Annotated in this window: 15 protein-coding genes and 2 pseudogenes; 10 read left to right on the plus strand and 7 right to left on the minus strand. The window is 33.5% G+C overall.

Going from position 1 to position 12,744, the window contains the following annotated elements:
• Window positions 1-21: 21 nt before the first annotated feature.
• From ACEL90_RS03935 to ACEL90_RS03965, 7 genes are all read left to right on the plus strand, one after another.
• Window positions 22-423 carry a hypothetical protein gene (locus ACEL90_RS03935; RefSeq protein WP_423348705.1) on the plus strand — a complete coding sequence of 134 codons (402 nt, stop codon included), beginning with the start codon at window positions 22-24 and terminating at the stop codon, window positions 421-423.
• Window positions 411-1,403: an ATP-binding protein gene (locus ACEL90_RS03940; RefSeq protein ID WP_423348706.1), complete on the plus strand. Its 993-nt coding sequence runs from the start codon at window positions 411-413 to the stop codon at window positions 1,401-1,403. Before ACEL90_RS03935 ends, ACEL90_RS03940 begins: the two co-directional genes overlap by 13 nt.
• Window positions 1,404-1,463: 60 nt before the next feature.
• Window positions 1,464-1,664, plus strand: a complete 201-nt coding sequence (locus ACEL90_RS03945; protein ID WP_423348707.1) for a hypothetical protein — start codon at window positions 1,464-1,466, stop codon at window positions 1,662-1,664.
• Window positions 1,665-1,804: 140 nt separating this feature from the next.
• Window positions 1,805-2,677: a hypothetical protein gene (locus ACEL90_RS03950; protein WP_423348708.1), complete on the plus strand. Its 873-nt coding sequence runs from the start codon at window positions 1,805-1,807 to the stop codon at window positions 2,675-2,677.
• A 91-nt stretch (window positions 2,678-2,768) separates the two neighbouring features.
• Window positions 2,769-3,443 carry an orotidine-5'-phosphate decarboxylase gene (pyrF, locus tag ACEL90_RS03955; RefSeq protein WP_174515794.1) on the plus strand — a complete coding sequence of 225 codons (675 nt, stop codon included), beginning with the start codon at window positions 2,769-2,771 and terminating at the stop codon, window positions 3,441-3,443.
• A 49-nt stretch (window positions 3,444-3,492) separates the two neighbouring features.
• Window positions 3,493-3,774, plus strand: a complete 282-nt coding sequence (locus tag ACEL90_RS03960) for a hypothetical protein (RefSeq protein ID WP_423348709.1) — start codon at window positions 3,493-3,495, stop codon at window positions 3,772-3,774.
• Window positions 3,775-3,812: 38 nt separating this feature from the next.
• Complete coding sequence (locus ACEL90_RS03965; protein WP_423348710.1) at window positions 3,813-4,289, plus strand: hypothetical protein; 477 nt, start codon at window positions 3,813-3,815, stop codon at window positions 4,287-4,289.
• Between the two features lie 192 nt (window positions 4,290-4,481).
• On the opposite strand, the gene ACEL90_RS03970 is transcribed toward ACEL90_RS03965, so the two are convergent.
• The 5 genes and pseudogenes from ACEL90_RS03970 to ACEL90_RS03990 all read right to left on the minus strand — a co-directional run bounded on the left by ACEL90_RS03970 (window position 4,482) and on the right by ACEL90_RS03990 (window position 7,240).
• Window positions 4,482-4,634 carry a hypothetical protein gene (locus ACEL90_RS03970; protein WP_341814708.1) on the minus strand — a complete coding sequence of 51 codons (153 nt, stop codon included), beginning with the start codon at window positions 4,632-4,634 and terminating at the stop codon, window positions 4,482-4,484.
• A 7-nt stretch (window positions 4,635-4,641) separates the two neighbouring features.
• Window positions 4,642-5,574 (minus strand): annotated as a pseudogene (locus ACEL90_RS03975) (IS5 family transposase).
• The gene (locus ACEL90_RS03980) at window positions 5,559-5,720 is read right to left on the minus strand and encodes a hypothetical protein (protein ID WP_423348711.1); all 162 of its coding nucleotides are present in this window, start codon (window positions 5,718-5,720) and stop codon (window positions 5,559-5,561) included. The pseudogene ACEL90_RS03975 and the gene ACEL90_RS03980 overlap by 16 nt, the downstream one beginning before the upstream one ends.
• 139 nt (window positions 5,721-5,859) lie before the next feature.
• Window positions 5,860-7,146: a hypothetical protein gene (locus ACEL90_RS03985; protein WP_423348712.1), complete on the minus strand. Its 1,287-nt coding sequence runs from the start codon at window positions 7,144-7,146 to the stop codon at window positions 5,860-5,862.
• Window positions 7,118-7,240, minus strand: a complete 123-nt coding sequence (locus tag ACEL90_RS03990; protein WP_423348713.1) for a hypothetical protein — start codon at window positions 7,238-7,240, stop codon at window positions 7,118-7,120. The genes ACEL90_RS03985 and ACEL90_RS03990 overlap by 29 nt, the downstream gene beginning before the upstream one ends.
• Before the next feature lie 700 nt (window positions 7,241-7,940).
• On the opposite strand from ACEL90_RS03990, the pseudogene ACEL90_RS03995 reads away from it, so the two are divergent.
• Together ACEL90_RS03995 and lpdA are read left to right on the plus strand one after the other, a co-directional pair.
• A pseudogene (locus tag ACEL90_RS03995) lies at window positions 7,941-8,853 on the plus strand (IS110 family transposase).
• A gap of 75 nt (window positions 8,854-8,928) precedes the next feature.
• Window positions 8,929-10,302: a dihydrolipoyl dehydrogenase gene (lpdA, locus tag ACEL90_RS04000; RefSeq protein WP_423348714.1), complete on the plus strand. Its 1,374-nt coding sequence runs from the start codon at window positions 8,929-8,931 to the stop codon at window positions 10,300-10,302.
• A gap of 5 nt (window positions 10,303-10,307) precedes the next feature.
• On the opposite strand, the gene ACEL90_RS04005 is transcribed toward lpdA, so the two are convergent.
• Window positions 10,308-10,700 (minus strand): hypothetical protein, encoded by a 393-nt coding sequence (locus ACEL90_RS04005; protein WP_265043996.1) that lies wholly within the window; start codon window positions 10,698-10,700, stop codon window positions 10,308-10,310.
• Between the two features lie 69 nt (window positions 10,701-10,769).
• Between ACEL90_RS04005 and murG the strand changes: the two genes are divergently transcribed.
• Window positions 10,770-11,801: an undecaprenyldiphospho-muramoylpentapeptide beta-N-acetylglucosaminyltransferase gene (gene murG / locus ACEL90_RS04010; RefSeq protein WP_007549072.1), complete on the plus strand. Its 1,032-nt coding sequence runs from the start codon at window positions 10,770-10,772 to the stop codon at window positions 11,799-11,801.
• Here murG and gshB read toward each other — a convergent pair.
• A complete protein-coding gene (gene gshB / locus ACEL90_RS04015) occupies window positions 11,786-12,715 on the minus strand; it encodes a glutathione synthase (RefSeq protein WP_423348715.1) in 930 nt (309 codons plus the stop codon). The genes murG and gshB overlap by 16 nt on opposite strands.
• Window positions 12,716-12,744 lie beyond the last annotated feature (29 nt).

The raw sequence follows: 12,744 nt of genomic DNA on the forward strand, positions 1-12,744 counted from the left end.
ATTAATTATGAGGGAATAATAATGGGGGATTTATATAGTAAAGCCAATGCACCTTATCTTATAGCTGGTGCTCTTGCTACTTTGGTATTGCTTGCGTCTGAGACACTTGCTGTTGCCCCTTATGTTAAGTTCTTGTCTTCAGTTGCAGCCTTTAATGTAGCTCTTCCTGTTGCTTTGAGTTTGTCTATACTTTCTGTTCTGGTGCTTGTACTTTCATGTAAAATGATCAGCCAGAATAAAAAGCTTGATGCACAAAAAGCAGAACCTAATGAAAAAAATGGATTAGCTAAAGAGCAAGAAAATATAATACAAAGCTTAGAGCTTCAAATCAAAGAGCTAAATAAGAGGCTTAGTAGTCAATACAATGAAATTGTAAAGCTAATGGGTAGTGCTGCAAAAAAAAAGATGAAGTGGAAGAGCTAAAGGCAAAGATTGCTAGTGCTGCAACAGAAAGTAAAACACAAGGAAAGATTTTTATGAAATTTTGCGCAAAAGGTGAAAAAAGAGGGGAGAAAGCATTTGAGGATTTTATATTTATAAAAGAGATAAAAACAAAATTAGCAAATATTTGTGAATCAATAAAAAATAATATTAATATAGTGTCTTCAGCAAAATCAGGTGATTCAGAAGAAGAGCAAGAAAAAATACAAAGAGGATTCATTTTTCACGGTCCAGGAGGAACTGGTAAGAGTTCAATTGTTGAGGCGATTGGGGATCAGCTGATATCTCTAACTACATTTATAAAAGTTTCTGGAGCTGATTTGCTTGAAAAATCAAATATAAATGAGCTTTTTAATAAAGCAAACGAAAACGCTCCTTGTATAGTTCTTATAGATGAAATCGACAGCTTTGGCAAGGAACGCACTGATGCCAATCGAGTACCTTTAAATTATTTTTTCACTAGATTCGATGAAGCTGATAAAGGTGTGACAGTGTTTGCTACAACTAATGTTAGTCTGAAAGATTTAGATGCATCACTTGTTAGGGGAAGTCGTTTGAGTAGTAAACTCAAGTTTACTATGATAGAAGGAAGTATACTTAAGAATATACTGAAGGGTGGTCTGAATGAAAAATTAAAAAATAAAAAGTACAAGCATGCTATCTTAAGAATTTTAAACGAAATAAGACTTACAACACTCTCTATCTCAGCAGCAGATGTGGAATGTTTTATAAATTATATAGTTGAAAAGTTAAACAACAAGATTGGAACTTCTGCTTATACTATAATTAAAGATTTTTGTATTGAATATAATATTGGAGAGGTGTCGAATAAGCAGACTAACAGGAAAATTGAAAATTCTATAGGAGAATCACAGCAATACACATCCAGACCATCACATAAGCTGAATGACGCTTTATGTGATTCTGGATATACCAGTATTTCTACCCCGATCAATAGCTAACTAGACTTATAAGTACAATGGTACACTTGATACACAACTGAACGTGGGGGGAGGGGAGTAATGAGCAATTTGCTTAGTGAGGCTAATGCATTTTATTTTGTAGCTAGTTCCTTAGCTACTCTTACGTTACTTACATCTTTAGCGCTTATTGTAACTTCTAATGTGCCTCTTCCTCTAATTCTTGCTTTAGCTACATTATCTGTTTTGGTGCTTGCACTTTCGTATAAAATAATTAGTAATAATAAAAAAAATAGAGGTTGAGAGAAATAAATTCGCTCAGAAAGAGCAAGAGTTAGAAAATAAAATAACTCTGGAAAAAGAAGCTGCAAACAAAGAAGTGGAAAAATTAAAACATGAATTAACTCAAGAAAAGCAAAATTTAGACAAGAGAGTAAAAAAAATTGGATCAGAAAGTAAATGAGTCAGAAGTTGAGAGAGAATCTCTTCTTGAAGAAAAAAAATCTTTAGAGAAAAAATTAGAAACAGCAAAGAATCGTACGTTTGAAATAGACAATGAATTGGACAAAACAAAAGAGGAAATAGATAAGCTTGTTGCACGAGAAGAAGAATTACATCTTAAAATCTCGTGTTTACGTGAACAGTTACAAGAAAAAGAAGAACGTATAACAGAATTGAAAGGGAAAATAGACAATAATCAATGCAAAGAATTAGAAAATAAAAAATTGAATGAGGAAGTAGAAAAATTACGTAAAGAAATAAGGGAGTTATACGAGAAAGAAGACACACTTTATAAAGAAAGAGATATATTATATGAGGAAGAAAAAAAGTTGCATACAAAATTAGATGACCTAAAATGTGAAATTAGAAAAATCAATAAAGAAAAGGAAAATTTATCTAAAAAATTGGAAAAGAAATTTGACGAGTTAGATGAAGCAAATGGTTTAATTGAAAATCAGTCTTTTGAGTTAGACGGAATAAGAAAAGATTGTAACAATGAGGTAAAAGGTTTAAAAAATTTACTTTTAGAGCGAGACAGTCAAATAGAACAACTTGAAGAAGATTTGTTGAGAAATGCAGAAGAGAAAAAGGGTTATTTACCGGAAATGTTAGAATCTGTGGTAGACAAGGTAGAAAAATTGGTAAACAATAATGAAGCGATCGGAGATCGTAGTAGAAAAATAATATTACAGGAGACTCAAAAAATAAAGTTTATTGTGAATCACCATCAGAGGAAACGTTTGATTGTTTACTGGAGGATCTTGGATATGCAAGTCGCTCATCCACCCCGATCAAATTGCCAAATTCACTATTGACAGAATCTTATGAACGTAATCAGAGTGAAGGTATTTGCAAAACACAACAATTAGTCTTATAGTCTTATTATAAAATAAATCGTGCAAGATAATGAACCCAATAATATGTGCACTGGATACACAAGATTTAAATAAGGCTATTTCTCTAGTTAATACTCTGCGTGGTAAAGTTGGCATGGTAAAGCTGGGATTAGAATTTTTTGCTGCTCAAGGTCTTTCTGGAGTGCAAGAAGTTGCAAAATGCAATGTACCAATTTTTTTAGATCTGAAATTGCATGACATTCCAAACACTGTAGCTAAAACAGTTGAAGTAATAAAAGTTCTGAACGTTGAAATGTTAACTCTGCACATCAGCGGTGGGACAAAAATGCTTGAAGAAGCGCTAAGTGTAGTGCAAGGCACAAAAATAAAGCTGATTGGAGTGACAGTGCTAACTAGTATGAGCAATGAGGATTTAAACGAGCTTGGAGTAGCAAGAGAAGTAAAATCACAGGTAATTTTGCTTGCAAAGCTTGCAAAAAAGATTGGACTCTATGGAATAGTCTGTTCTGCATTGGAAGCTCAGGAAGTGCGCCGAGAATGCGGTGAAGACTTTAAAATTATTACTCCAGGAATTCGTATAGATCCAGGTCATGACGACCAAAAAAGAACAGCAACACCAAAAGAAGCAATAAATTCAGGAGCTGATTATATCGTCATTGGCAGACCCATTACAAAAACTACAAGTAGTGCGGAGCTAATATTGAAATCCATGAAAGAATTTTAATATAATAACTTAATTTATAAAAATACTAACATATTAATTAGGAATAAGCATGAGTAATATCAATAGAATAATACGCGAAGTAATCAAGGAATTCCGCTCAAAATTACCAGATAAGGAAATAGAGGAATATTCTGGCAAATTGAATAAGCTACATATCTACCAGTGCAATAAGCATATAATAGAAAATAAGAAGCTATATCATTATACAATAAATGGGAAAACCCATGCTATGGGTCAGCATGGGCATAATTTTGTCAAGAGTTTAGAAGTTATCTTGAGGAATAAGCCACAAATTTCCTTAGAAGAGGTAATTGATTTTATGGAAAAATAATTAATTTTGGTATTGATAGTTGTTATGGAGCATTTGAGATGATATTTGAATCTCGCTCTGGTGTTACAATAGATGATGCAGTTAATTTTGTAAAAGATAGCTTATCTAGTAAATTTTATAGATTCCATGGCAGTGGGATTTTCAAAGTAATATTAGAACTTAATCCAGAGAGCTCTCTTGAAGAGATAGAGAAACAATTTAGCAAAGTAGTAGATCCTTACTTTCTTAATGCTTGGAGTCGAGAAAGTGAAAGGGTTTTTGCTAAGATATGTAGGTTATGTAGAGAAGGACATGTGGAGAATATGCAGAAATTTGATTTTAGCAATTTTAATTTAGATCAAGATAGTGCTGGAGTATTAAGAGCACTGTTACAGTATTGTGTTGACGTTTCTAATCAAAAAGCTTTAGGTGATTCACATGAATTGCATAGAGAAGAGATGGAGGGGATATATAAATTTGATGATAATTACGATTTAAATTTAGATAGTGATCATAATGATAGTATCTGGCATTGAAATTATACTACAATAATAAAATAACTGGATAAAAATTATCACCAAAAAAATTCAAAAAAGTGCTTGACATAAAAGAACGAACATTATATAGCGTCATTACCTTTTATTTTACCTCGCTTAATTTAATTGCTGGATTAAGCTTACAGTACTAAGCGTGGCACAAAGTGCCACGCTATTTTTCGGTTTACATTTTCAACAGATAAAAAATGATGCCATTTCAGTGCCAAGCACATAACTGTACGGATATTCATTTTTAAAGGTAAATTGCACAACAGATGATGTCATCCCAGTGCTTGACACTGGGATGGCTTTGTTGCATCGCTCTTCGGATAGTAGGTAACGCACAATAAATTTATGAAGCTATCTCAAATTTAGCCATACCAATATCAGTGAATTTATTAAGCAAATAGCATTTGATTAGCAGTTCTTTTTCTCGATTTATCTCAGATTTATTCCTAAAACTAAATCCGAATGTTTGTTTCAGTCGCGAGAAAAAACTTTCTATATAAGATCTTTTTCCATAACTCATCTCTTTTTTCCACTTCTTTATACCATCTTCATCATATGACTTTATGAGCTTGACTGCAGAATTTCTCTCAGCCATACTTTGGATGCTCTGCTGCGTTGTTTTTCGGAGGAATTTTCGTTTTTATACCATATTGATTACACAGCTTATAGAGCTTTTCTCTGTCATATGCCCTATCTGCATATAGTACTTTTATGACATACTGAAAATCGACTTCTTTTAGCAAATCACAAGCTCCATAGTGATCAGCCATTACTGTATTTTACAGCTATGGCTTTTTTGCTGTTTGTATTCAACATTACATGCAATTTTCTTGTCTGTTCATAGCTGCGATACTTTCTATCTTCGCTATTTTCTTTGCTATGACCAGGAGTGTTGTTGTATATACTAATTCCTGTACTATCTATAGCAATTTCGATATCTTCCATATTATTTTCTGCAATCATTTATCTTAATATTAAGTTTCTTAAACCTTCTTGATGATTGTGAATAGCTGATAACTTGCAAATTTTTCCCAATTTGCTCAAGGTATCCTGCTATAAACCCAACTGTTTGCCTCAGGCCTATTCTAAATAAACAAGTTATTATGTGCACCAAAATTACAACTTTATCACTATAAATATTGTTGCCACCTGGTATTTTTGGACCATTCTCGTACCACTTTTCTATGGCGTCATTGATATAACAAAAAATGCTTCCTCTTTCTTGGAGAAATTTGTTATATTCATGGCAGTTACTGACTCTCATTTTTTGTGGCATATTTTTTCTTCAACAGTTAAATGGCTATTTATAATGAATTTTGTCAGTAACTGCCAGTTCTTTTCACTTGAGCGATGCAACAAAGCCATCCCAGTGTCAAGCACTGGGATGACATCACAGGGGCACTGGAATTTTTGTTTCAGCATTAGCCATGCATCTGAACAGATACTGTAAATTAGCTATATTACATTAGCCCATCAGATGAGTTGTAATGGTTATAATTGTCTGATAAGTGATCTCTAACATCGTGACCTAACTCATTGGCATCAGGCTTAACTTCGTGATCTAACTCATTAGCATCGAGCTTAAACAAAGAAGGATTATCATCAGATTGTTGATTAGACTCTTTCTCTTTCGACCCAAATAACCATGAAAAGAGTGATGAGATAGAATCAATAATGGATTTAATTGCTGAAAAAAAATATTGGATAAGAAATTACTGGGTTGCTGAGTATCCTCTTCGGCTGATTCTGGTTCAGGCTCTTTTCCTGCTGTGTCATCCACATCTTGTTCAGGCTTACTTCTGCTTATGAGTGTCTTATCTAACCATTTGGACATATTCTTGTCTGGATTATGAAAATACATTTTCTCTATGTCCTTGTTTTCATCAACAAAAATTACTACAGTTGCATTCTGACTTAATGACCCTTCATTTAATCTATAACGTTCACTAACGAGCGATTCATGAGAGTTCTTAATGTCTTTGATAAATTGAAATTTTTCTTCTTCTGAAAAGTACTTGCATCTTACGTTATAAGTGGTGCCTTTGTATTTAAAACTAAATATCCATCCATGATCTTCATATTCATCTACTAGTTCACGAATATTCTTGACATTTTGTATAGCTTTAAATTTTTCTTCTTCTGAAAGGTTCTTGTGATATTTATAAAGTGTACCTTTATATTTAAATTTAAACATCCATCCATGGCCTTCATATTCATCTACACCCATCTGCTTGCAAATAGCTTTATAATTTTTTTCTTCTACCTCTCGTCCAATGACATTCGCTATGAGTTCAGTATCCAGAATATTCAAAGTTTGGACTGTTGCCGATGGTGAAAAACGCAATTGAAATATGTGGCCTAGCTCATGACCTAGAACAAAATCCATGGCACTTTGCTTATATGTCAGAATATTCTGACAATCTGTTACTCCTCGTGTAATATATCCTGGACCACCATCTTCATCTATGCCGAGAAGATTGTTATACTTTGTATAATCGCTTCTATTATTAAAAATGTGAACCGTTATATTGTAACTTGCATTACTATTTTTCAAGCAAAACTTTTCTTTAAATGCTTCATAGGTAGTTTTAATGTCTGTTTCTATTTGGTTTTGTTCCTGCTCAGATAAGTTGTCGTATTTTATAGTACAATTTATATACCCGTATTTAACGGTAAAGCTGTTAGACAAAACATCATGTATATTTATGGAAAAATAATTGAACTGCTTTGACTCAGCTTCCTTATACAATTGATGCCCATATTTATCCCTAGAATACTTTGGTAGTTTAGGTACTTTGGCAATTAAGTTTTTGTTACTATCAAAAAAAAGAAATATCAGAATTACCAATCCTAAAATCCTTTATAGATTGCCCGCAAGTGCCATCATTTGCACAATCATGATTATCTTTCTTATTAAACCATGCGTTGGTGTATTTTTCCATTTTGATACCTCACTACCAAACCTTACTATATTATTATCTTGGTAAAAATCATAATAATTCGTTAACTTGTATTTTAAATCTGTATCAAATGTGCTTTTTTCGTAAGGTATCAATTGTGAAGTAATTAACTTTATTTGTTTAAAATTTTGCTAAAATAGCTCTTTTTATACTATGTTTTATATAGCTAAACTGACTTAGATTTACTGACAATTTGAAAAACAAAAATTCGTCATTCCGCTACTATAGTATTTTCTAAAACGAATGATAAACGTCTAAAATGGTATTACCAACTAAAAGGTGTAAGTTTGTACATTGATGCATTAGAGGTCTGAGGCGACTTTTGATGGTGTGCCAACAATGCTCTATCGGATTTAGATCTTACTATTACCCACAAATATAAATGTTTGTTGCATAGCTCTTAATGGCATAACTTTTGCTTGAAATAACTGTTTATATGGTGCAATTTACAGCTTTTAGTTGCTAAAATTATAACTCTTAGTTTAATAATTTTAATCTAATAAGCTTTCAGGTTAATAAAATTAAATTATTTGAGTAAATACAATACTATGTTTTTATTTGTGGATAATAGTAAGGCTTAAAGCAAAATGTAGTACGAACGGTAGGTGGATCTAAAAGATCGAATTACAATCCTGTATACAGCATTTTGCATTATTGTTTGATTATATTTATAGGTACAAAAATGGCTAGAATAATTTTCATGGGAGTAGATGTTTCCAAGGAAGCATTGGATATCTCAATTAATGGCAAGCATAAGCGCATAGCAAACGTGAGTGATGCTATATCTAAGTTTATAGAAACAAATATAGTCGATTTACCCATCAAGTTATGTGTAAGCTGGTGGCTATGAAAAGCTCATTATAAAATTGTTGCAAGATAACTGTCCATAAAGCTCACCCGAATCGGGTATATGCATTTGCCAAAGCTTGCAATCATTTTGCAAAAACTGACAAGTTAGATGCTAAATTACTGGAAAAATACGCTGAATTTGTCAGTAAAGACGGTGAAGTAAAAGGATGTATAATTTCACAAAAGCAAGAGGAATTAAAGGAGCTGGGGCAGTTGAGCGTAATTTAAATGATGCAATTCATGCAAACAAGTGTCGCCTGCAAAGTGCGACGGGAAAAGCTAGAGAATACATAAAAAGACAGATAGGGTTTGCTGAAAAACAATTGAAAGAAATTAGGCAAGACATAGAAGACGCAATAGCTGAATTGAAAGGAAAAAATGAGCTTTTAATCAGCTATAAAGGTATTGGATCAAAGACGGCGAGCGTTCTACTGACAGAGGTGCCTGAGCTTGGTAGATTAGAGAATAGAGAAATTGCATGCTTAGTTGGAGTTGCACCTAAAACTAGTGAAAGTGGAAGAAAAGTTGGCAAAGCTCAAATCAAAGGAGGCAGGTTTTATGCAAGGAAAGCACTATACATGTCAGCTCTTGTTGCTATGCGCCACAACAGAAAAATGAAAGCGTTTTATCAGCGTTTGGTTGATTCTGGCAAAGCTGCTAAGGTTGCATTAGTTGCTGTCATGAGAAAAATTATCGTTTGTTTAAATGCCATGATAAAAAATAACAACTTTTATCTTGACTCTTAAGACGGTAGATGACAGACCATTGATTGTATGGGTTCCATCTGTTATATATAATCTTTTTGAATACGAAGAAAACTGATGAATGAGTATGATATTACGGTTATAGGTAGCGGTCCTGGTGGTTATATAGCGGCAATTAGGGCGGCACAGCTTGGGTTTAAAACTGCAATTGTGGAAAAAGAAAAAAATTTAGGCGGTATATGCTTAAATTGGGGATGTATACCAACAAAATCACTGCTTAGAGCATCTGAGGTTTATAGGCTAATAAAAAGATCAAAAGAGTTTGGTATAGAAGTAAAGGGAGCGAATTTTGATATACAATCAATAGTGAAATACTCAAGAAACGTTGTTGATAAATTGTCAAGCGGTGTTGCATATTTGATGAAAAAAAATAATATCAAAGTTCATCAAGGTTTTGGTAAACTTGCAGGCAATGGTACTATAAAAGTCGTTAGCGATAAGGAAGAACAAGAAATTGTTTCCAAGCATATCATTTTAGCAACAGGCGTGAGGGCACGGAATCTGCCTGGAATAGAGGCAGATGGAGATTTAATATGGAATGCGCAGCACGCTATGACTCCAGAGAGATTACCAAAATCGCTACTAATTATAGGGTCTGGTGCAATTGGAATAGAATTTGCAAGTTTTTATAGTACTTTGGGTGTTGATGTAACAATCATAGAGATAAAGAGCACTATTTTGCCGCTGGAGGATAAGGACATTTCAGATTTAGCACAAGAAATATTCACAAAACAGGGGATAGAAATATATACAAGCAGTAGCGTAAAAGCTCTTACTAAAAGTAAAGACTCTGCTCAAGTGCTACTAAGTAGTGGTGAGAGCAAAGAATTTGAGAGGGTGATTGTTGCGGTTGGAATTCAAGCAAATATTGAAAATATAGGTTTAGAAAATACAAAAATTAAATTAAGCCCTTCTGGCTTTATTGAAACGAATGAATGGTATGAAACTAGTGAATCAAATGTGTATGCAATAGGTGATGTAGCTGGCCCACCATGTTTAGCACATAAAGCGAGCCATGAAGCCGTGATCTGCATTGAAAAGATTGCTGGTAAAAATGCTCATGCGTTAAAAAAAGAATGCATACCAAATTGCACTTATTCTCATCCACAAATAGCGAGCATCGGCCTTACTGAGGAACAGGCAATAAAAGGTGGGTATGATATAAAAATAGGAAAATTTCACTCTAACTTTAATGGTAAGTCTGTTGCACTCAGTGAAACTGAAGGGTTAGTGAAAACGATTATAGATAAAAAAACCGGAGAAATTCTGGGTAGCCACATGATAGGTGCAGAAGTAACGGAGTTAATTAGCAATTTTGCTCTTGCAAAGCAACTAGAAGGAATAGACTTCGACATAAAATCTACGATTTTTCCTCATCCAACCATTTCAGAGATGATACATGAATCAGTGCTTGCTGCAGATGTTAAATAGTTGAACTAACGTTCCATCGTTTTAGAGTTGTCAATGTCTTGAGTAGTAGTTTGATTAGGCACTTTAGTTTCAATAGATTGATTACCACCAGCATCAGAATTCTGTAACTCTTCTTTCAATCCCTTAGCTGCTTCTTTAACTTCAAGCTTTGCCTTTGGATGAAGATCTTCTGGGCCTTTTCCTTTAGTATCCAAACCTTGTTGTAGATTAGTGCTTTTCATTTTATTATGCTGCTCGTGCTCAGGTAGGTCAATGACCGAATTGAAAAGAATTTTTATTATATTTTTTAGCAGTTCTAAAAAACCTCCACTTCTGCCTTCTCTTTGTTCTTGAGGTTTATTTTTCTCATTAGGTTCTTTTTTACTATTACTTTTAGGCATTTTTAACTCAACTATCATAACGCTTAATAAAATTCTACGTGCAAATTGTTAAATAACAGTTAACAATCTAGGATTTATTATTTACAGATGGATATTATTTTAGCAACAGGTGGCACAGGTGGGCATATCTTTCCGGCCATAGCTTTAGCAAAAGCACTAAAGACACAAGGATACAATTGCATATTATTCACTGATAAAAAAACAAATAAAAATACCGACATAGAAAGCTACACCTTACCATTACGTAGACCAAGCAGCAACAAATTTAAGTTTTTCCTTTTCTTGATATACAGCTCTATGTTAGCACTGTATCAAGTAAGAAAATTAAAACCAAAATCGGTCATTGGTTTTGGTAGCTATGCTTCTTTTCCAACTCTTCTTGCAGCAAGAGTTCTTTCTATACCTATAATTTTACATGAACAAAACACAGTTTTAGGGAGAGTAAATAGATTCTTTTTCAAGAGTGCAAAATTAATTGCAACCAGCTTTCCGGAGACTAAATATGCAGAGGGCAATAAATGTATTTTTACAGGAAATTTTGTTGATATAAAAGCACAGAGCCATTCTAGCACTGAGAAAATCCTAAATATATTGGTCATAGCAGGCAGCCAAGGTGCAAATTTTTTTGATGATGTAGTAAGCAGCGTAATTTGTGATTTACCTATTAAAATGAAAAAGAAAATTAGAGTGACGCAGCAATGTACGAAGAAAAATGTAAACAAGGTCAAAAGTCTATACAAAAGTGAAAAGATCGATTGTGAATTGAGTGAATTTTTTGATGATATGGAGAATAGACTGGCCAATGCTCACTTGGTAATTAGCAGAGCAGGAGCAACTTCAATAGCAGAGATCACTCTTGCTAGGCGTTCTGCTATATATATTCCTTACCCTTACTCAAAAGATAATCACCAATTTTATAACGCAAAATATATTGAAGACTCGAGAGCAGCTATAATAGTTAAGCAGAATAGTGAAGCAAAAAAAAATCTAACAGAGGTACTATTTGATCTATTAAATAATTCTCAAAAATTGCGTGATATGACCAATAGTACAGAAAAAACAGGGATAAAGAATGGGACTACTGAGTTTGTTAAGGTGATTGTTCACAGGTTTAGTTGATGGCTGCTTGCTTTTTCTTCAAACACGTCCCAAAGATCCTTTTCTAGCGATATATTATACAATTTATTGATATGAACTACTCCCGTGGGTGAAGTTGTGTTAATTTCGAGCAGGAAGTCATCTATAATATCAATACCAACAAATATTAGCCCTCTTTTCTTTAATTCAGGACCAATTTTGTTACATATTTCATTGTTTCTATCGTTCATTTGAGCGGGCTCAAAACTTGCTCCAAGTCGCATGTTTGTTCTGATCTCTCCACTGATTTTTGGAATTCGTTTCATTACACCAATTGGTTGGCCATAAAGTAGCAATATTCTTTTATCTTTATCTATGTTTTTACAAAATGATTGTGCAATCACAGGGCATTCGTATTTTGCTATCATGAGATCCACTACTACTTGAATACTATTCTCATCTTGTATTCTTATCACGTCGTTTCCTCCATAACTATACAACGGCTTCAGAATAATATCTTGATAGTTGTAGTAGAAATCTCTAATCATTGATATATTTTCAGTAATCAAAGTTGGCGGAATTAGCTCTGGAAATAATGAAGTTATCAATTTTTCAGGACAATTTCTTATTTCTGTTGGATTGTTAATTACCAATGCGCTGGTTTTTTCTAAGATATATGTTGTTGTAATATAACGCATATCAAAGGGTGGATCCTGTCTGATAAATATGATGTCCATTTCATTCAAGTTGATTGCTACATCCTCTTTAGAGATAAAACTAAAATCATCAACGCTGGCTTTCTGAGCCAGAGCAATTGGATGGTTTAGCTTTAGTGCTAAATTGTTAGGAGCATAGACAAAAACTTCGTGCTTCCTCCTTTGTGCTTCCTTTATTAGCACGAATGTAGTGTCAGTTTCAAAATTTATATTTTCATCCATCTGAAAGGCAATTTTCATTTATGTTCTCTACCTATTGTCACAACTGT

It is taken from the genome of Wolbachia sp. wLmal, assembly GCF_049435495.1.
Classification (GTDB): domain Bacteria; phylum Pseudomonadota; class Alphaproteobacteria; order Rickettsiales; family Anaplasmataceae; genus Wolbachia; species Wolbachia pipientis.

What these genes read in the sequence shown, in the direction of transcription:
- ACEL90_RS03980 (WP_423348711.1), bottom strand. Translation starts at nt 5,720, where the DNA reads ATGCTGAAACAAAAATTCCAGTGCCCCTGTGATGTCATCCCAGTGCTT.
- ACEL90_RS04005 (WP_265043996.1), bottom strand. Translation starts at nt 10,700, where the DNA reads ATGATAGTTGAGTTAAAAATGCCTAAAAGTAATAGTAAAAAAGAACCT.
- ACEL90_RS03960 (WP_423348709.1), top strand. Translation starts at nt 3,493, where the DNA reads ATGAGTAATATCAATAGAATAATACGCGAAGTAATCAAGGAATTCCGC.
- ACEL90_RS03990 (WP_423348713.1), bottom strand. Translation starts at nt 7,240, where the DNA reads ATGGAAAAATACACCAACGCATGGTTTAATAAGAAAGATAATCATGAT.
- pyrF (WP_174515794.1), top strand. Translation starts at nt 2,769, where the DNA reads ATGAACCCAATAATATGTGCACTGGATACACAAGATTTAAATAAGGCT.
- murG (WP_007549072.1), top strand. Translation starts at nt 10,770, where the DNA reads ATGGATATTATTTTAGCAACAGGTGGCACAGGTGGGCATATCTTTCCG.
- ACEL90_RS03945 (WP_423348707.1), top strand. Translation starts at nt 1,464, where the DNA reads ATGAGCAATTTGCTTAGTGAGGCTAATGCATTTTATTTTGTAGCTAGT.
- ACEL90_RS03935 (WP_423348705.1), top strand. Translation starts at nt 22, where the DNA reads ATGGGGGATTTATATAGTAAAGCCAATGCACCTTATCTTATAGCTGGT.
- gshB (WP_423348715.1), bottom strand. Translation starts at nt 12,715, where the DNA reads ATGAAAATTGCCTTTCAGATGGATGAAAATATAAATTTTGAAACTGAC.
- lpdA (WP_423348714.1), top strand. Translation starts at nt 8,929, where the DNA reads ATGAATGAGTATGATATTACGGTTATAGGTAGCGGTCCTGGTGGTTAT.
- ACEL90_RS03965 (WP_423348710.1), top strand. Translation starts at nt 3,813, where the DNA reads ATGATATTTGAATCTCGCTCTGGTGTTACAATAGATGATGCAGTTAAT.